An 18,843-nucleotide genomic window follows, 5' to 3' on the forward strand; every position below is an offset into this window, starting at 1 on the left:
CATAAAGCCAGTACATCTGCACGCAGCAAAACCAGACTACCCAAAACAACAAAACAAAAACAAACCGCATAAGCATGCACAGAAATATTCGTGTCTCAAGAAAAACAGCCTTCCTATACTGGACTCCCCAAATTCCCAGAACAAAAACACAAATGAAGAAATTCCTGAAGACCCTGGCAATCTCGGCCACCCTGCTGATAGCAACCAACGCACAGGCCCAGTCGAAAGAGGTAGTCATTGCCTACCAGGACATGGTGGTGCCGTGGCGTTACGCGCAGGATGCGCAGGCGCTGGAAAAGAAGACCGGCTACAAGGTGACTTTCCGCAAACTGGCCAGCGGCGCCGACGTCATCCGCGCGCTGGCTTCGGGCTCGGTGCAAATTGGCGAGGCCGGTTCGGCCCCGATCGCTTCCGGCTTGTCGCAAGGGCTGGACATCCAGCTGTTCTGGATCCTCGACAACATCAACGATGCCGAGGCGCTGGTGGTGCGCAACGGCAGCGGCGTCAATTCGCTGGCCGACCTGAAGGGCAAGCGCCTGGCAGTGCCTTTCGTGTCTACCTCGCACTTTCACACCTTGCTGGCGCTGGAAAACGCCAAGGTCGATCCGCGCGGCGTGAAGATCGTCAACCTGCGTCCGCCTGAGATTGCGGCAGCGTGGGAGCGTGGCGACATCGACGCTACCTTCATCTGGGACCCGGTACTGGCCAAGGCCAAGAAAAGCGGCCAGGTGCTGATCACTTCCGGGCAGATCGCGCAGCAGACCGGCAAGGCGACCTTCGACGGCATCGTCGTCAGCAAGGCCTTCGCGCAGCAGAACGATGCTTTCCTGACCGAGCTGGTCAAGGTGCTGGCCGACACCGACGACAACTACCGCAAGAACAAGGTGGCTTGGACGGCTGATTCGCCACAGGTGAAGGCGGTGGCCAAGTGGTCCGGCGCGGAAGCTTCTGAAGTGCCGGCCAGCCTGGCGTTGTATGAATTCCCGACCTTGCAGCAGCAGGCTTCCCCGGCATGGCTGAGCGGCGGTGCGGCCAAGTCGCTGGCGGCCACCGCAGCTTTCCTGAAGGGCCAGGGCACCATCCAGAACGTGTTGCCGGATTATTCGGCCGGAGTGAACGCCACATGGGTACGCAAGGCGGCGCAGTGACGCAGGCAGCAAGTGCCGCCGCCGGGACGTTGGCCGGCGGCCGGCTTGAGGCGCACCGCTTGTCGGTACGTTTTGCGTCTGCGCGGCCGGACGATCCGCTGGCATTGGCCGGGGTGGACCTGTCCATCGCGCCGGGCGAATTCGTGGTGGCGCTGGGGCCGTCGGGCTGCGGCAAGACCACCTTGCTCAATTGCCTGGCCGGCTTCATCGGGCCTTCGCAAGGCGAGGTGCTGCTGGATGGCGCGCCGGTGGCAGGGCCTGGCCCGGCGCTGGGCGTGGTGTTCCAGAAGCATGCGCTGATGCCTTGGCTGAACGTGGAGGAAAACGTTGCGCTGGGTTTGCGCTTTCGCGGTCTGGCGCGCGCCCAACGGCTGGCGGTCGCGCATGAGAAGTTGAAGCTGGTCGGGCTGGAGCGCCATGCGGCGTCGCCCGTCTACCAGCTCTCGGGCGGCATGCAGCAGCGCGTGGGCATCGCCCGCGCATTGGCCAACGATCCGCGCGTGCTGCTGATGGACGAGCCGATGGGGGCGCTCGATGCGCTTACCCGCGAGTCGGTGCAAGAGCTGCTGGCGCAGGTGTGGGCGCGTACCGGCAAGACGATTTTCTTCATCACCCACAGCGTCGAAGAGGCGCTGTTTCTCGGCAGCCGCGTGATCGTGATGTCGCCGCGGCCGGGCCGCATCGAACACGATTTCGAATTACCTTTCCTGAACCGCTATATCGAGACCGGTGACGCACGCGCGGTCAAGTCGTCGCCTGACTTCATCGCCTGGCGCGAGCGGTTGCTGCAACTGGTCCACGGACGCAACGCATGAGCAATGCCAATTCCACTACGCAAGGCATCGCTATCGGCGCCGACAGCCTGCAAACTGCATCGGCAGCATTGCCGCCGGCACGTACTTATCCGCACCCCGGCAGCGGCGCCACTACCGCCATTACGGTGGCTACCGTGATCGTAGTGCTGCTGGGCTGGTGGGGCGTGACGGCCGCCGGCCTGATCGCGCCGCTGTTCCTGCCGCCGCCGTCGGCGGTGTGGCTGGCGGCGGTGCAGGCCTGGGAAGGAAATGTGCAGGGTGGTTTGCCGTTGCTGCAGCACATCGCATGGAGCTTGTGGCGGGTGTTCGGCGCCTTCCTGCTGGCGGCCGTGACAGCAGTCCCGGTGGGGCTGCTGATGGGCACCAACCGGGTGGCGCGCGGTATCGTCGATCCCTTGCTGGAGTTCTACCGGCCGCTGCCGCCGCTGGCTTACCTGCCGCTGATCGTGATTTGGTTCGGCATCGATGAGACCGCCAAGTTTCTGTTGATTTACCTGGCCTGCTTTGCACCCATTGCGGTGTCCACTCGGGCGGGCGTGGCCGGGGTGCAGAGCGAGCAATTGCATGCCGCGCTGTCGATGGGCGCCAGCCGCTGGCAACTGCTGCGCCACGTGATCCTGCCCGCGGCATTGCCGGACATCCTGACCGGCCTGCGCATTGCCATCGGTTTCGGCTGGACCACGCTGGTGGCGGCGGAGATGGTGGCGGCTACGGCAGGGCTGGGCCAACTGGTGCTCAATGCGTCGAACTTCCTGCGCACCGATGTGGTGGTGATGGGGATCGTGCTGATCGGTTTGATTGCTTACCTGTTCGACCTGGCGATGCGGCGCTTGTCGGATGCGCTTACACCGTGGCGGTCGCACCGCTGAGCCACTTGGCGAACAGTTGCGCTTCGGCGCCGGCCTGCTGGCTGATGCCGAGATAGTAGGGCGCCAGCGGCATGCGCATTTCCGGCAGCGGGCATACCAGTCGTCCGGAGCGCAGGTCGTTGTCGGCCAGCGAGACCGGCGACAGCGCCAGCCCCAGGCCATCCACCGCTGCCTGCAGCACGAAGTGCAGGTGGTCGAAATGCAGCATGGCCTGTGCGCGCGAGCGCTTCAGGCCGGCATATTTTTTCCAGTCGTCCCAGTCGCGGTTCCTGCTGCGCGAGAGCAGCAGCGTGTGGCCGGCGATGGCGCGCATGTCGGGCAGCGGCGTATTCTTCAGCAGTGCGGGCGAGGCCACCAGCAGCAGTTCGTCTTCGAGGAAGCGCTGCATCTTCAACGTTTCCGGCCAGTTGGTTTCACCGCGCCTGATGGCGATGTCGAACGGCGAGGGCGCGCGGCCCACGGTGGCCACGCTGGTCACTACTTGCGGTTCGATGCCTGGATAGCGCTCGACGAACTCCGAGAGGTGCGGGATCAGCCAGCGCACCGCGAAGGAGGGGCGAACGTTGATGCTCACCGAGCGCGTCGGCGCATCTTTCATCACGCGGCGCGCGGCGGCGGCCAGCATCTCCAGCGCCGGGCTGGCTTCTTCGAAGAACTGGCGGCCGCGCTCGGTCAGCGCCACCTGGCGGATGCGGCGCTCGAACAGCGGCATGCCGAGGTAATCTTCAAGGTTCTTGATCTGGCGGCTGACGGCGCCGTGGGTGACGTTGAGTTCCTGCGCCGCCAGCGTGAAACTCTGGTGGCGCGCGGCCGCGAGGAAGGCGCGGATGGCGTTGAGCGGGAGGGTGAGGTCGGCCATGCGTCAGATTTTATCACGCATGGATGGAATTAATATCGTTTGTCAGGCCACCGCCGCGCGCCGCATCATGGCATCCATGACCTCTCCCGAACTTCGCCAGGCCGATCTCGATTCGCGCCACGCTGCATTCTCGCTGTCGGCCGCCTTGCCCTGCGATATCGTGCTCTACCTGCTGCTGCCGATGTATGCGGAGCAGTTCCATGTGACGCTGGCCGAAGTCGGGTTGCTGCTGGCGGCCAACCGCCTGGTGCGCATCGCCGGTTATCGCTGGGTGGCGCGTTTCTATGCCCAACGCGGCGACCGCCCAACTTGCATGCTGGCGGTTTGCGCCGCGATCCTGTGCGCACTCGGTTACACGGTGGCCAACGGCTTCTGGGCCTTGCTGCCGTTGCGCCTGCTGTGGGGCATGGCATTTGCCGGACTTAACCTCTCGACCCAGGCCATGTCGACGGCCAACCCGATCGGCGCGGCACGCCGCTCCGGCCGCTCGCGTGGCGTGATCGCCATCGGCCCGATGCTATGGTTGCCGCTGGCGGCGCTGCTGGCCAGCCATTACGGGCCGCGCATGGTGTTCGCGCTGGTGGCGCTGAGCGCCACGCTCGGCTTGCTGGCTGCGCGCCGCCTGCCGGCCCACGCCTATCCGGAACCACCGGCGCGGCGCTGGAAGATGCCCAATGCGCTGGACTGGTGGTCTTTCCTGGAGGGCCTGACGCTGGACGGGCTGTTCATCGTCGGCCTGTCGTACATGAGCAAGCAATCGTTTTCCGAACATGCCGAGCTGATTGCCGGCGTGCTGATGGCCTTGCGCTATTTCGGCGAGATCGTATTGAGCCCGCTGGGCGGCTGGCTGGCCGAACGTTTCGGCGCGGTGCGGGTGCTGGTGGTGCTGTCGCTGGCGACTTGCGCGGCGCTGGTCGGTTTCGGCGGCGGTGCGCTGTGGCTGTCCGCCGGGCTGATCGTGGTGCTGCGCGCCTTGCAGTTGCCGCTGTTGCCACCCATCGTCGCGGCACGCACGCCGCCGGCCGAGCGGGTTCATGCATTGGCCGGCCGGGCCATCTGGCGCGATATCGGCGCCGGGCTGGGGCCGATCATGGCGGGCTTGCTGCTGCCGGTGATGTCGTCGCTGTGGCTATACAGCCTGGCCGCATCCGCGCTGGCGCTGGCGGCACTGGCCTGCGGCCGCGAACCGGTGCAGGCGCAAGCAGCACCCGCCACGGCCACGACCGAACATTGATGAACGGACTCTGGTAGGGCGGGATATCGCGCTTATGCGCGTGGCGGATATGCATGCGCGGATCGCTTCGTTCCTGCGGGCAGGGATCTTGGCTAGGATGGCGCATAGCTTGCCCCATACCTTGGCGGCGGGCGCCACGACATCCGGAGCCAGCATGACTGACCACTACCTTCATCAGGAACTCGGCCCTATCGCCATCGAACCGCTGCAGCCGACCGAGAGGAAACTCATCGGCGCGATCTTCTTCCTCGGGCTGGCACTGCTGGGCGGCCTGTTCTTCCTGCAGCGCTGCTTCCCGCTGGCCGGCTGAGCGCCGGCCGCAATTTCATTTTTATAGTTTGGAGCACTCGCTCAGCATTTCTGCCTGCGAGACATTGCTGCCCGGCGGCACGCTGTGCGTGAGCCAGACATTGCCGCCGATGACCGACCCCTGGCCGATGGTGATGCGGCCCAGCACGGTAGCGCCGGCATAGACCACCACGTCGTCTTCGACGATGGGATGGCGCGGGATGCCTTTCACCAGAGAACCGTCGGGCTCCGACGGGAAGCGTTTGGCGCCCAGGGTGACGGCCTGGTACAGGCGCACGTTGCGGCCGATGATGGTGGTCTCGCCGATCACCACGCCGGTGCCGTGATCGATGAAGAAGCTGGGACCGATCTGTGCGGCAGGATGGATATCGATGCCGGTTGCCGAATGAGCGATGTCAGCCACCAGGCGGGCCAGCAACGGCGTGCCCAGCTTGTGCAGCGCATGCGCCAGACGGTGGTAGATGATGGCGGTGGTGCCGGGATAGCACAGCAGGATTTCCGAAATGCTGGAGGCGGCCGGGTCGCCATGATAGGCGGCTTGGATGTCGCTGACCAGGAGGTCGCGGATGGCCGGCAACTGGTGCGCGAAATCGCGTGTGATGACAGCCGCGCGGGTGCGCAGTTCCACTTCATCCTGCTGTTCGTCGGAGGCGAAATAGAGTCCGCGGCGCACCTGTTCCTTCAATACGCACAGTGCGGCATTGAGCTGGCTGCCAACGAAATAGTCGATCGTCTCGTCGGACAGGTCGGTGTGGCCGTAATGGGTGGGGAACAGCGCCGCTTGCAAATTTTGCAACAGCTTTTGCATCGCCTCGCGCGAGGGCAGTTCGCGGATTTCGCCGCGGTAGCGGATCTTGTTGGTGACTTCGCGCGAAGTGCGCAGTCCGGCGACGACGGCGGACAAGCCCAACCCCGCCGTATCGGCCAGGGCGCTCAATTCGGGGGTGTTCGAGGTATCCATGCCGGCATGCTATCAAAAATGCGCGGACGGTGTCGGCGGCGGTGAAAATACCTGCCGGCAATGGGGGTGAAACGGGAGTGAGGCGAGGCGGGAAACAGGCGATGGAGAGCGATTCGCGGCGCCCAGTTCTATCTGAAAAGTGGCGCCGCTCTGTGAATCAACTCTGGGAGCGACTATACCGTGTGCCTAAAAGTTACGCCAATGACATTTAACAATATGCATATGCAATACCTGTTTTTGCCATGAGCAACGGCAGTACCGGGGCGCGAGCCATGCGGTCTTGCATCACAGGGGAAAAACCGCTGTGCCGATTTTCCGGCAGGGCCGGCGCTGACGGCTTTGCAACCTCGACGGCGTTTTCGATGCATGCCTGACAAGAGCGCGGAAATTATCTTTTCCACCCCGTTTTCGCCCATATCCGTTCGCGATTTTTGCACCGTATAATGCAAGGTCGCGAAAGTTGCCCATGGAAAACAAGAAAATACATTCGCTTACCTACGCCGCGCAGTATCGGAACTTCGATATCAGTATCGTGGGCCTCCAATTGGCCGACGGCTGGCGCTTGTCCGTGCAGATCAACAAATGGGGACGTCCGCCGATGGCGCTCTGGCGCGACCGCGACAATGTCTATCCCGATTTCAATTGCGCGCGCACCGCGGGACTGCAATGGTCCAAGGAGTTCATCGACGGCAGCATGCACTGACTCGCGTTCTGCCCGTTCAGAATCCCAGCAGTTTTTCCCTCACCGACTCTTCTTCGGCATGTGTGCTGCTGGCGCGCGCCAGGTCTGACAGCGACAGGATGCCGACCAGTTTCATGTGCTTGCGGTCGGCTACCACCGGCAGGCGTCCGGCTTGCAGGCGCGCCATCGCACCGGCGGCGATACGCGCGCTCATCTGCGGCAGCAGGAACGGTTCGCCGGTATCTGTGGGCGGCATCAGCAGTTCGCGGCAGGGCTGCCCGGGATCGGCCTGTTCCAGGGTACGCAAGGACAGCATGCCGGCCAGCCGGCCCCTGTCGGCCACGGGATAGTAGCGGTGCGTATGGCTGCCGCTGCGGCACAGCGCCAGCGCGTCGGCCGCGCGCATGCCGATGTCGATGCTTTGCGGCGCGCGCGTCATCAGGTCATCCACATGCTGGCGTTCGAGCGGATCGATGCCGTATTCGCGATGCACATGCAGGCCGCGGCGTGCGATCTTCTCGGTCATGATGGAGCGTTTCATCAGCAGCACGTTGACGCCGTAGGCGACGGCAACGGTCGTCATCAGCGGCAGCAGCGCTTCGCTGGCATGCGTCAGGCCGAAGGCGAAGACGATAGCCGTCAGCGGCGCGCCGAGCACGCTGCCCAGTACGCCGGCCATGCACACCAGCGCCCACAATTCGGGCGAGGCGCCGGGCAGCCAGGGGGAGAGTACCAGGCCGAGCCCGGCGCCCATCATCAGCAACGGCGCCAGCACGCCGCCGGATGTGCCGGAACCGAGCGCGATCAGCCAGATGACGGCTTTGACTGCGAGCAACGACAAGGCCGCCGACAGCAGCATGTGGTGATGCAGCAGATCCGAGATCACGTCGTAACCGACACCCAGTGCGCGCGGTTGCAGCCATCCGCCGATGCCGACCGCCACGCCGCCGATGGCCGGCCACCACATCCAGTGCAGCGTGAGTCGGTGGAACCAGTCTTCCACCCGGTACAAGGCCAGCGTCAGCACGACAGCCAGCACGCCGCTGGCCAGCCCGGCGGCGATGCACGAGGCGAAGGCCAGGGCGCCCGGTGCGGCGATCTGCATCGCGAACAGCGGGCCGGCATCGATTATCCACGGCCGCAGGAAGCCGGCTACCGCGCAGGCCAGCGCCACCGGCAGCAGGCTGCGCGGTTTCAGTTCGAACAGCAGCAGTTCGACTGCCAGCAGCAGCGCCGCTACCGGTGTGCCGAAGATGGCCGTCATGCCGGCGCAGGCGCCGGCCACCAGCAGGGTCTTGCGTTCGGCGGCGGTCAGGTGCAGGAACTGCGCCAGGAGCGAGCCTATCGAACCGCCGGTCATGATGATGGGGCCTTCGGCGCCGAACGGACCGCCGCTGCCGATGACGATACCCGAAGACAGCGGTTTCAATATGGCGACCTTGGGCGACATGCGGCTCTTGCCGAACAGGATGGCCTCGATTGCTTCGGGGATGCCGTGGCCGCGGATCTTTTCGCTGCCGTAGCGTGCCATCAGGCCGACGATCAGGCCGCCGGCGATCGGCAGGAAGATGGCGATCCAGCCCAACGTATGCGTGGCCGGCGAGGCGCCGGCAAAGGAGAAGCGCTGGAAGTAGAACAGGTTGGTGAACAGGGCAATCAGCTTGAGCAGCATCCATGCCGCGCCGGTGCTGAGCGCGCCGATGCATAGCGCGATAGGGGAGAGATAGAGCAGGCGGTTGTCCGCCGTGTAGTCGCGTTTGTGTTTCATTGCGGATGGGGCCGGGCCGGCCTTGCCCATTCATTTTTTGGAAAGACCGGTGTGCAGATTGGGGAAAAAAGAAAATATATCACAATGTGATATAAATTGAGCGCCTCTTGTACGTTGGTGTTGTGCCGTGTCCGCATTGCATATCCGCTTTCCTTCTATACAGCGGCGGAAGTATTCGTTCGCATTCTTCACGATGCTGGCTACGCTCGGATCCCCAGATATGGTTTGACGGAGAAGGCATGAGCCAGGCAGAAAGCAAAAGACAGGAAACGATCGCGTACATTGAAAAAAGCCGCAGACGGCGACTGCTCAAGGCAGGCATCGCGCTGGGAGCCGCCGGTGCGGCGGCCGCGCTGGCGCCGCATCCGGCGCGTGCTGCCGCACGTGAGTTGCGGGTGGGGTATCAGAAGGGGGTACTGAGCATCATCCGTGCACGCGGCGCGCTGGAGAAGCGCCTCGCGCCGCTGGGGGCGACGGTGAAGTGGGTCGAGTTCAGCGCCGGTCCGGTGCAGCTGGAAGCATTGGGCGCGGGCTCGATCGATTTTGGCGACGTCGGCGAGGCGCCGCCGATTTTCTCGCAGGCGGCCGGTACGCCGCTGGTGTATGTGGCTGCGACGGTGCCGCGTCCCTTCGTCGAGGCGGTGCTGGTGCCGAAGGAGTCGGCGCTGAACAAGCCGGTTGATCTCAAGGGCAAGCGCATCGCGCTCAACAAGGGCTCGAACGTGCATTACTTCCTGGTCAAGCTGCTGGAAAAGCATGGCCTCCAATACACGGACGTGACGCCGGTATGGCTGGCGCCGGCCGATGCGCGTGCGGCCTTCGAACGGGGTTCGGTGGATGCCTGGGTGATCTGGGAGCCTTACCTGGCGGCGGCGCAACAGACTCTGCAGGCGCGCATCCTGGCTGATGCCGATGGGGTAGTGAAGAACCGCGCGTACTACTTTTCATCGCGCGAGTTTGCCAGGAACAATCCCGACATCTTCAAGATCGCGCTGGAAGAACTGGGCAGGATCGACGACTGGGCCAAGGCCAAGCCGGGAGAATTCGCAGGGGAACTGGCCAGCGTGCTGGGCTTGCCGAAAAGCGTGCTGGAGGTCGCGGTGGGGCGCTATAACTTCGGTACCGTCGCCATCACCAATGCCATTCTGGATGAACAGCAGCAGATCGCCGATACCTTCCTCAATCTCAAGCTGATCCCGAAGAAGCTCGATTTGCGCGAGACTGCGCCGCCCTGGCTGGTATAATGGCGCAGGAGTCTGGCGGATCCCGTCATGCCGACGGCAATAAAAAACGCCGCCGCGATATTTTCGCGGCGGCGTTTTTATTGGAGGCGCAGAAGATCGATCAGGCCTTGAACTGCAACGCGTTGGTCAGGTCGCCCATGGGCTTCTGGCCGCGCGCGATCATGGCGTCGTCACGCTGTTTCAGCCCATCCAGTTTTTCCAGGCCGAAGGTACGGGTGACCAGGCGCAGGATGGAGGCGGTGTCGTACACAGTATGGTCGACGCTGCCTTTGCGTGCGAACGGCGACACCACGAGCGCCGGGACGCGCGTGCCGGGACCCCAGCGATCGCCTTTGGGCGGCGCCACGTGATCCCACCAGCCGCCGTTTTCATCGACGGTGATGACCACCACCATGTTCTTCCATTGCGGGCTGGATTGCAGGCTCTTGACGATGTGCGCAATGTGTCGGTCGCCGGAGGTGACGTCGGCATAACCGGCGTGCATGTTGAGGTTGCCCTGCGGTTTGTAGAAAGTCACCGCCGGCAGGCGGCCGGCTTCGGCATCGGCCAGGAAGCGGTTGGTGCGGGCTTCGTCGCCCAGGCCGCCATCGCGCAGGCGCTTGTTGCGCTCGGCCGGATTTTCCGGGCCGAGGCTCTTGAAGTAATTGAACGGCTGGTGGTGGTACTGGAAGTTGGGGATCTTGGGGATACCCTTGGAATCCTTGAATTCATCCAGCGTGGCTTGCCAGGCGCCGGCGTACCAGGCCCAGTCGATGCCTTTCTTGTTGAGCTTGTCGCCGATGTGTTCGTGCGTCTGAGGTACCAGCACGCTGGGCTGGTTCGGCTCGGAATAGGCCGGATTGTTGCGGTCGCGCGTCCAGGTCGGCCAGTACGGCGGGGCCATGGTGTTGACCGCGTAGCCGTCGGGAGTGAGCGCGCTCGGGCCGAACTTGGGGGCGCCTTGCATGGCGCCGGCCGGGCTGCCTTCGGAAGGTACAAGTTCAGTGCCCAGCGGATCATTGTTGACGGTCTTGGCCACCTGGGTGCGTGAGACCGAGCTCATTACATTCGGATAGTAAGGGGCGGTCGCAGCGATCAGGTAGTGGTGGTTCAGGAAGGAACCGCCGAAAGCACCCTGGAAGAAGTTATCGCACAACACGAATTCGCGCGCGATATCCCACAGGCGCAGGTTGTAGCGGGTATCGGCGTAGTGGCCCATCACCAGGCCGCCGGAATCGGCCCAGGCGACGAAGCCGTCGTTCTTGCCGCCGTTGATCTGCATCTGGTTCTGGTAGAACACGTGCCACAGGTCGCGTGTGACCAGGCCCAGCGGCAGCGCTTCGCCTTGCGGGCCCTTGAGCGCGAAGGGCGCGTTGGGGAGATTGTTCTGGTATTGCTTGCCGGCCTCGTAGGTCACGCCTTCGATGACCTGCTCCTGGCCGACCACGCCGCTCCAGACCGGCGGCAATTGCTTCAATACGCTGCCGTCGCGGTCGCGCTGGGTATAGTCGGCGGGCTTGAGCGCGGACAGCGGCTTTTCGACGCCGGGGAAGTCGCCAAACAGGTTGTTGAAACTGCGGTTTTCGGCGTAGATCACGACAATGGTCTTGACGTTGTCGCGCAGGGCCTTGTCCAGCGCGGCGGCGTCAGCCGGGTTGCCGTTCGGGTATGGCACGCTGCCGTTTTGGCCATCGGTGGCGCAGGCGGTCAAGGCGCTGCCGGCGCCGAGGGCGGCCATGCCGCCCAGGAAACGGCGGCGGCTATTGTTCTGCGGGGCTGCGGAAGTCGTGGTGTCCTGCTGGTCAGGATCGGACGGAATGCTGCCGCCATGGGCGGACTCGTCGTGGATGCTCATGGATGTTTCCTGTCGGATATTGTTGTGGATGAAGGCGCGGAACGGGAGGAGGATAGCGCGGCCGTATGACAAGAATGTGTCTTTTCAAAGACACGGCATCCAAGACTATTTGCAGACCGACAGGTTTTGGGAGCGCGATTTCAAGACGGACAGGCGGAGCGGCGAAAAATGAGGTAAATATAGCGTCGCTGCCATAATTTGATGTGACAAGTCAATTAAAATCCCGTGACTTGCATAGGCATTAACGGACGCCGATGAGGGCGAGGCCGCGTGGGAACGCAGTCTTGTGCAGGGGCCGCCAGGCTCCTGGTTCAGTGTCCGGCACTGATGGCAAGCATCGATTTTTTTGGGGAATCCATGCTGCTCAAGACTTTTCAATACATCGTCATTACCGCCGGTTTCAGCGCTTGCATACTGTTCATGTTGCTACTGGCGCTCACGGAACCGCTGATCTGAACGCCATCCCGGCGTTCGTACAGGCACGCGAGGCTTTCTTCATTTGCGAAGGAAGGCCGGCTTGCCGGAACGGTTGACCACGATAAACAAGGCCATCAACGCCAGGAAACCTGCAAACAGCAGGCTGGAGTTGAGGATCACGCGCGGATATCCCAACGTACTGACGTTGATGAAGGGGTAGGGATAGAAGCCCGACAGGGCGCCGCGCCACAGCGTGATGACCAGGTAGCCCAACGGATAGACCAGCCACAGCAGGGATTTCTTCAGCGAAGCCTGGAATACCGGTACAAAGAAAATCCAATAGACGATCGCAAGGAGCGGCACCACCGTGTGCAAGCTCTCATTGACCAGCGAGCGAAACCCGGTGGGCGCCCACAGCTGGCGCAGCAGCAGGTTATAGGCGATCCCGACGAAAGTCAGGTAGGCCACCACGGCCGATATCACCGAGGGCTGGCGAAAGAAGCGGCTGACCGGCGTCTTCAGTGACAGCGCCAGCGAAGTGAAGCACAACGCTCCCATCAGGATGGTGAGGTTGGTCAGGTACATGGAGAGCCGGTCCAGCCCATCGAGCAAGCCGCCGCCATGCGACAGCAGGCGATTGAAGGTGATGTCGGTCTGCGCAACGAAGGCGAACCAGCTGATCGTTGCGATCACCGCCGCCAGGGCGCGCGCAGCATGCGAAGTGCCTTCGGCGGGGAAGATGTTGGAACCGAAAGAGTCCAGCGACTCCGGTGGAGGGATCTGGTGATTGCTCATGGTGTGGTCCGGGAGATAGCGTTGGCGTTGCGGCGCAAGCCGGTGCCGGAAAGAGGGGCGGCTACGCAATCGTTGCATGATAAAGCGGTTTGGCTGCGCGCGCAGGCCGTATGACATTCACTTTCACCGCTTACAACGTGTCACAAAATCCAGGACGCCTGGCCGTCGGTTCACGGCTTGTGATCGGTATGGAAATCAAGCTCGAAGGACGGTGCTGCGGTACTTATGGATGAGCACAGACTGCGCTGAACTACGAGATGTTTTTTGCCGTGTGAATATTGCAGCCTTGCCCAAAGGCTGTCTCCATTTTTATTGATCCACCATTGCAGACTTGTCGCCTCCATGTACAGAAGAGAAAAATTACGATCATCCGCAACGTCAGTAGAGATGCGTGTTTCCGCACATGAGGTGTCGCCTGCAGGCGACGATTTTTCCCGCCAACTGTTACATCTTTTTTAGTTACAAGACGCACCGAAATATAAATAATTTGTGCTGCGTCTATCGCGCAAATTTCGGCAGCGGCACCTTTGTGAAGCGTCTGGACTTCACTCCATTTTTACCTTTTCGAGCATCGCGGAACATCAGCGAGGTTGGCGTTCGCGATGATGTTTTTCGCGAATGTGGAAACAGCGTTTTGCTGTTACAAAATTCTCGTGAACTTTCGAAAAAGTACTTTGCCGAACCGCACAGGTTTCTTGCATGGCAAGCATTTCCGACATATCGCCGGCGTCCTGCAAATTCATGAACCTGTTTGTGCCGCGGCGCGCATCTGCTATCCGGACCCGACCAGAAGGTCTTTCGAATCAGCACAGCATCTGCATGCGAATTATTCGATCCATATGCGCGCCGCCTTGTTTCTTTCGTGCTTCCCGTTTTGCACGCTCTTTCAATTTCAGGAGATCACATGCTTCGCTCAGAATCCCTCTTCGGCAAACGTGAAACCAATTCGACCAATTCCCCCTTCAGCAATGCCGGCAGCGCCGTCGCCCAACCATCGGGCAGCACCGTCTCCAACGTGCAGAAGCCTGGCCAATATCCTTCCTCGGTCAGCAATACGGCGCCCGCCAGCGAGGAAACCGGCAGCAAGCTTACCGTCGGCCCCAACATCAAGGTCAAGGGCGAGATCGAAGATTGCGACACGCTGGTCGTCGAGGGCCGTGTACAGGCCACCATCAATTGCCGTGTGGTGCAAATTGCCGAACGCGGTGCTTTCAAGGGTTCGGCAGAAATCGACTTGGCCGAGATCCGCGGCGAATTCGATGGCGACCTGACGGTGCGCCAGAAACTGGTGATCTACGCCAGCGGCAAGGTCACCGGCAAGATCCGCTACGGCAAGCTGGTCATCGAAGAGGGCGGCCAACTGTCGGGCGACCTCCAGGTCGGCGGCCAGGAACAGAAGGAATTGCTGCAGGCTGCGGTCAAGACTGCCTGAGAGCGCCGACTGGTGCTGGGCTGCCCGCTTTTGCCGGCGGGAAGTCGGGCGTCGCCTGGGCGGCGTCATTTTTGTTTCTTTTTTGAAATGTTTGGTGCGAATGACCCAGGAAACCGGGGCATTCGCCCTTGCATTGCCATAAAACCGGGTGGGATTTTGTCTGCATGGGTTCGCCATGCGACAATAGCGCCTTTCGTCTTTTTGCTGGCAGGGAATCCGCCGGCAGCGGCTTGCCGGATCATCCGCGCGGCTGGACGTTGGCGTTTTTTAGTTCATTCTCATGGCTCACCCGGAATACATCCTCACCCTGTCCTGCCTGGACCAGCGCGGCATCGTGCATCGCGTCTCGGGCTTTTTGGCCGACCACGGCTGCAACATCATCGACTCCGCCCAGTTCGGCGACGGCCAGTCGAAGCTGTTTTTCATGCGCGTACATTTCTCGTCGGAAGACGCTGCGATGAGCGACGCCCAGCTGCACACCGATTTCGGCGTGCTGGGCGACGCGTTGCAGATGAACTGGCAATTGCATGACGCGGCCAAGAAACCGCGCGTCATGCTGATGGTGTCCAAGATCGGCCATTGCCTGAACGACCTGCTGTTCCGCTACAAGAGCGGCTTGCTGCCGGTGGAGATCCCCGCCATCGTGTCCAACCACACCGATTTCTACCAGTTGGCCGCCAGTTACAACATTCCCTTCCACCATCTGCCGCTGGCCACCGGCGCGTCGGCGGAGGACAAGCGTGCGCAGGAAGAGCGCATCATGGAAATCGTCAACGCCAACCGGATCGACCTGGTGGTGCTGGCGCGTTACATGCAGATCCTGTCGCCCGAGATGTGCGAAGCCCTGCGCGGCCGCGCCATCAACATCCACCATTCCTTCCTGCCCAGCTTCAAGGGCGCCAAGCCGTATTACCAGGCACATGACCGCGGCGTGAAGCTGATCGGCGCCACCGCCCACTTTGTCACCAGCGATCTGGACGAAGGCCCGATCATCGAGCAGGGCGTCGAGCGCGTGGACCATTCCATGGGCCCGGACACGCTGACGGCGATCGGCCGCGATATCGAATCGGTCGTGCTGGCGCGTGCGGTGAAGTGGTTCACCGAGCATCGCATCCTGTTGAACGGGCACAAGACGGTGATCTTCAACTGATCGTTTTCTGCCGCCTTGCCATGAAAAAACGCCGTTCGGTTTGATAGCCGGACGGCGTTTTTTATTGCACCAGGCCCCCTTGGCGCGGATCGAAAGACCTTATGCCCCTGGATACTGTTCCCGCATCACCCGCTTGTTGAGCTTGCCCACGCTGGTGCGCACCAGTTCCGCGACAAACTGAACCCGGTCCGGCACACCGTAGCGCGAGATCTGGCCGCTTTCGGAGGCGGCCGTCACGTGGTTGCGGATGTCTTCTTCGGTTACCTTGCCGGCGGCGTCCTTCTTCAGCACCACCAGCGCTACCGGACGTTCGCCCCATTTGCCGTCCTGTATCCCGATCACCGCATTTTCCGCCACGCCCGGATGGCGCGCGATGATCTCTTCGATCTGCAATGACGATACCCACTCGCCGCCGGTCTTGATCACGTCCTTGATGCGGTCGGTTACCTGCAGGTAGCCGCGCGGGTCGATGTTGCCGATGTCCTGAGTATGCAGCCAGCCGCCGCGCCACAGGTCTTCCGAGGCTTCGGGCTGGTGCAGGTAGCCTTGCGTCAGCCAGGGCGCGCGCACCACTACTTCGCCAGTGCTGTGGCCGTCGCGCGGGCAGTCGCGCAGGTCTTCGTCTACCGTGCGGATATCCACCAGCGGCAACGGCCGGCCGGTCTTGACGCGCAGGGCGGCATCGGTCTCGCCGCCGAGCTCATCGGTGGGCACATGGGCCAGCGTCAGGATGGGGCAGGTTTCCGACATGCCGTAGCCGGTGAAGACATCGATGCCGCGTTCGCGCGCGGCCTGGGCCAGGCTGCTGGTCATGGCCGAACCGCCGATGATCATCTTCCAGCCGGACAGGTCGGCCTCCTTCGCGGCCTCGCAGCCCAGCACCATCTGCAGGATGGTCGGCACGCAGTGCGAGAAGGTGACTTTCTCGCGCACGATCAGCCGGCAGATGTTGTCCGGCACATAGCGGCCCGGATAGACCTGCTTGAGCCCGGCCATGGTTGCCACGTAGGGCAGGCCCCAGGCATGCACGTGGAACATCGGCGTGAGCGGCATGTAGACGTCGTCGCGATGCAGGCGGCCCTGCTGCGGCGCCAGCGCCAGGCCGGCGGTCGCGCCCAGCGTGTGCAGCACCAGCTGGCGGTGGCTGAAATAGACGCCCTTGGGCAGGCCGGTAGTGCCGGTGGTGTAGAAGGTGGTGGCGCGCGTGTTTTCGTCGAAGTCCGGAAACTCGTATGCGGCTTCGGCTTGCGCCAGCAGCGCCTCGTATTCGCCGGCGAAGCCCGGGCCGTTGGGCGGCGGGGTGCCGTCGTCGGTGATCAGCACGCAGCGGGTGAGCGTGCTGAGTTCGCCGCGGATCTGCTTCAACACCGGCATGAAGTCGGAATTGACCAGCAGCACGTCGGCCTGGGCGTGGTTGAGCGTATAGGCGATCTGCTCCGGCGACAGGCGCACGTTCACCGTCTGCAGCACGCAGCCCATCATGGGGACGGCGAAAAAGCATTCCAGGTAGCGGTGGCTGTCCCAGTCCATGACGGCGACCGTATCGCCCGGGCGCAGGCCGATTTCCTTCAAGGCATTGGCCAGCCGCTGTACGCGGCGGTAGAACTCGGCATAGCTGTGGCGGCGCTCGCCGTACACGATTTCCTGGTCCGCGGCAGTGGCCAGCGAGCTGTGCAGCAATTGTTTGATCAGCAGGGGATAGCCATAGGCTGAAGGGGTTGTGCTGATGGGTTGGGGCATACCGTTCTCCTCTGGTTTCCTGTGGCGTCTGGAACGCCGCGAACCTGTTTTTGGAATAAGAACCTGTTCACGCTCTCGCACAATTCCCGGCACGAGTGAGCAGGTTCCAAGCGTCAGATGATAACGCTAACGGTAACCCCCGATTGTCTTGCTGACGACGAAATTTATAGACGGCAACCTGCGCCGGAGTCTTTTCGCCTATTGTCGTTCTTCCAACGAAATGACGGTCAGCGCACCATCGACCCGGTCGGCGGTGAAGAGCACTTTTTCTCCTTCTTTCGCCTTGCCAAGCAATTCGGGGGAGGCCTTGAAGACCATGGTCATGCGGGGCATCTGCAGATTGGGGATCTCGCCATGGCGGATGGTGAGCTTGCCGGCGGCAACGTCGACTTTGCGGATCTCGCCTTCGACTTGCGGCGGTGGAGAGGTCTGCGCCAGAGCAGCCAGCATGGGCAGCGCCAGCGCGGCGCCGAGGAGGAGGCGGGTGAGGGCGGTAGCGGGAGTTTTCATCTTGTCCTTTCGATTGGAAAATAGAGTGAATGGAAGCGTTTTCCGCTCATCCGGTCACGGCGGGATAGCGGTGATAGACCGAGGTCGCGCCATCCTTGCCGACCAGCAGCACGTCATAGGCTGCGCGCGCCTTCGGGTTGCGCGGGTCTTCCATGCCGGGCGAACCGGCAGGCATGCCTGCTACGGCCAGGCCGATGGCGCGTGGCTTGTCCTTGAGCAGGCGCCGGATATCGGCCGCCGGCACATGGCCTTCGATCGCATAGCCTGCCACCTGCGCGCTGTGGCAGGAAGCCAGCCGTTCGGGCATGCCGAAGCGGCGGCGGTAGACGCCGGTGTCGTCAACGTCGCTGCTGGCGACATCGAAGCCGGATGCCTGCAGGTGTGTCACCCACTGGCTGCAGCAACCGCAGTTGGCATCCTTGTAGACCTCAATGCGCGGCCGGGATGGCTGCGCGTGCGCCAGGGCGGGCAGGGCCAGCGCCGCCAATGCGGCCAGGTTGAAGTGTCGTCGTTGCATGTCTTCTCCGTTGGGCTTGGGATTCGATCAGCGCGAACGGGCGGCGGCAACCGTCACGCTGCCCTTCATGCCGGCATCGTAATGGCCGGGTTGCAGGCAGCCGAATTGCACGGTGCCGGCACGGTCGAACTGCCACAGCAGCTCGCCGCGCTTGCCGCCGTCCAGCGTGATCTGGTTGGCGTCGGCATGTTCCATGTCGGGGTTCTTCAGCATCGCCGCGTAATGGGCCTTGAGGTCGTCGGCACTGCCCAGCACCAGCTCGTGCCGCAGCTTGCCGCTGTTGGTGACCACAAAGCGGATGGTTTCGCCTTGTTTCACCTGCACGCTGGCGGGCGAGAAGCGCATGCCGTCGGTCATGTCGACCTTGACGATGCGCGCAGGCGACCCGGGTTTGCCGGGACGGCCGATGGCGGCATCGTCGGCGTCATGCTGGTGCGGGGCGTGGTTCATGCCTTGCATGCCGGCAGCCAGCGAGGGCAGGGTTGCGGTTGCCAGCAGCGTTGCTGCCAGCAGGCGGGCGGTGGTGGTGTTCAGGAGTTTCATCGTATTTCCTTTCAGT

18 protein-coding genes are annotated in these 18,843 nt (G+C 62.7%); 9 read left to right on the plus strand and 9 right to left on the minus strand.

The window, feature by feature from the left end:
* Positions 1-152 precede the first annotated feature (152 nt).
* From tauA to AKL28_RS05605, 3 genes are read left to right on the plus strand one after another with little or no spacing between them, the layout of a single operon-like run.
* Entirely contained in the window at positions 153-1,148 is a 996-nt protein-coding gene (gene tauA, locus AKL28_RS05595; protein WP_050467095.1) for a taurine ABC transporter substrate-binding protein, read from the plus strand.
* Positions 1,124-1,963 carry a taurine ABC transporter ATP-binding protein gene (locus AKL28_RS05600; protein WP_082221373.1) on the plus strand — a complete coding sequence of 280 codons (840 nt, stop codon included), beginning with the start codon at positions 1,124-1,126 and terminating at the stop codon, positions 1,961-1,963. The genes tauA and AKL28_RS05600 overlap by 25 nt, the downstream gene beginning before the upstream one ends.
* Positions 1,960-2,832, plus strand: coding sequence for an ABC transporter permease subunit (locus AKL28_RS05605; protein ID WP_050467096.1), 873 nt, complete (start codon positions 1,960-1,962; stop codon positions 2,830-2,832). Before AKL28_RS05600 ends, AKL28_RS05605 begins: the two co-directional genes overlap by 4 nt.
* Here the strand turns inward: AKL28_RS05605 and gcvA are convergent.
* Positions 2,807-3,691: a transcriptional regulator GcvA gene (gene gcvA, locus AKL28_RS05610; protein WP_050467097.1), complete on the minus strand. Its 885-nt coding sequence runs from the start codon at positions 3,689-3,691 to the stop codon at positions 2,807-2,809. The two genes, AKL28_RS05605 and gcvA, sit on opposite strands and share 26 nt — an antisense overlap.
* A gap of 76 nt (positions 3,692-3,767) precedes the next feature.
* On the opposite strand from gcvA, the gene AKL28_RS05615 reads away from it, so the two are divergent.
* Complete coding sequence (locus AKL28_RS05615) at positions 3,768-4,925, plus strand: MFS transporter (protein WP_050467243.1); 1,158 nt, start codon at positions 3,768-3,770, stop codon at positions 4,923-4,925.
* Positions 4,926-5,079: 154 nt separating this feature from the next.
* On the plus strand, positions 5,080-5,235 hold the full coding sequence (locus AKL28_RS24800) for a hypothetical protein (protein ID WP_169801823.1): 156 nt from the start codon (positions 5,080-5,082) through the stop codon (positions 5,233-5,235).
* Positions 5,236-5,256: 21 nt separating this feature from the next.
* Here the strand turns inward: AKL28_RS24800 and epsC are convergent, their stop codons facing one another.
* A complete protein-coding gene (epsC, locus tag AKL28_RS05625) occupies positions 5,257-6,195 on the minus strand; it encodes a serine O-acetyltransferase EpsC (protein WP_082221374.1) in 939 nt (312 codons plus the stop codon).
* 466 nt (positions 6,196-6,661) lie between these two features.
* Here epsC and AKL28_RS05630 point away from each other — a divergent pair, with 466 nt between their 5' ends.
* The gene (locus AKL28_RS05630; protein WP_050467099.1) at positions 6,662-6,898 is read left to right on the plus strand and encodes a hypothetical protein; all 237 of its coding nucleotides are present in this window, start codon (positions 6,662-6,664) and stop codon (positions 6,896-6,898) included.
* Positions 6,899-6,914: 16 nt separating this feature from the next.
* Here AKL28_RS05630 and AKL28_RS05635 read toward each other — a convergent pair whose 3' ends face one another.
* A complete protein-coding gene (locus AKL28_RS05635; protein WP_050467245.1) occupies positions 6,915-8,645 on the minus strand; it encodes a chloride channel protein in 1,731 nt (576 codons plus the stop codon).
* A 239-nt stretch (positions 8,646-8,884) separates the two neighbouring features.
* Here AKL28_RS05635 and AKL28_RS05640 point away from each other — a divergent pair, with 239 nt between their 5' ends.
* On the plus strand, positions 8,885-9,889 hold the full coding sequence (locus tag AKL28_RS05640; RefSeq protein ID WP_050467100.1) for a sulfonate ABC transporter substrate-binding protein: 1,005 nt from the start codon (positions 8,885-8,887) through the stop codon (positions 9,887-9,889).
* 100 nt (positions 9,890-9,989) lie between these two features.
* On the opposite strand, the gene acpA is transcribed toward AKL28_RS05640, so the two are convergent.
* Both acpA and AKL28_RS05650 read right to left on the minus strand, forming a co-directional pair.
* Positions 9,990-11,723: an acid phosphatase gene (gene acpA, locus AKL28_RS05645; RefSeq protein ID WP_050467101.1), complete on the minus strand. Its 1,734-nt coding sequence runs from the start codon at positions 11,721-11,723 to the stop codon at positions 9,990-9,992.
* Between the two features lie 495 nt (positions 11,724-12,218).
* Positions 12,219-12,935, minus strand: coding sequence for a Pr6Pr family membrane protein (locus AKL28_RS05650; protein WP_050467102.1), 717 nt, complete (start codon positions 12,933-12,935; stop codon positions 12,219-12,221).
* A 904-nt stretch (positions 12,936-13,839) separates the two neighbouring features.
* Between AKL28_RS05650 and AKL28_RS05655 the strand changes: the two genes are divergently transcribed.
* Positions 13,840-14,367, plus strand: a complete 528-nt coding sequence (locus tag AKL28_RS05655; protein WP_050467103.1) for a bactofilin family protein — start codon at positions 13,840-13,842, stop codon at positions 14,365-14,367.
* Between the two features lie 280 nt (positions 14,368-14,647).
* A complete protein-coding gene (gene purU, locus AKL28_RS05660; RefSeq protein ID WP_050467104.1) occupies positions 14,648-15,517 on the plus strand; it encodes a formyltetrahydrofolate deformylase in 870 nt (289 codons plus the stop codon).
* A gap of 99 nt (positions 15,518-15,616) precedes the next feature.
* Here the strand turns inward: purU and AKL28_RS05665 are convergent, their stop codons facing one another.
* From AKL28_RS05665 to AKL28_RS05680, 4 genes are all read right to left on the minus strand, one after another.
* A complete protein-coding gene (locus tag AKL28_RS05665; protein ID WP_050467105.1) occupies positions 15,617-17,257 on the minus strand; it encodes a fatty acid--CoA ligase in 1,641 nt (546 codons plus the stop codon).
* 198 nt (positions 17,258-17,455) lie between these two features.
* Positions 17,456-17,767 carry a copper-binding protein gene (locus AKL28_RS05670; protein ID WP_050467106.1) on the minus strand — a complete coding sequence of 104 codons (312 nt, stop codon included), beginning with the start codon at positions 17,765-17,767 and terminating at the stop codon, positions 17,456-17,458.
* Between the two features lie 46 nt (positions 17,768-17,813).
* Positions 17,814-18,284: a DUF411 domain-containing protein gene (locus AKL28_RS05675; protein WP_050467107.1), complete on the minus strand. Its 471-nt coding sequence runs from the start codon at positions 18,282-18,284 to the stop codon at positions 17,814-17,816.
* A 27-nt stretch (positions 18,285-18,311) separates the two neighbouring features.
* A complete protein-coding gene (locus tag AKL28_RS05680; protein WP_050467108.1) occupies positions 18,312-18,827 on the minus strand; it encodes a cupredoxin domain-containing protein in 516 nt (171 codons plus the stop codon).
* Between the last annotated feature and the right edge of the window lie 16 nt (positions 18,828-18,843).

The sequence above is a fragment of the Herbaspirillum chlorophenolicum genome, assembly GCF_001189955.1.
Taxonomy (GTDB): Bacteria; Pseudomonadota; Gammaproteobacteria; order Burkholderiales; family Burkholderiaceae_D; genus Herbaspirillum; species Herbaspirillum chlorophenolicum.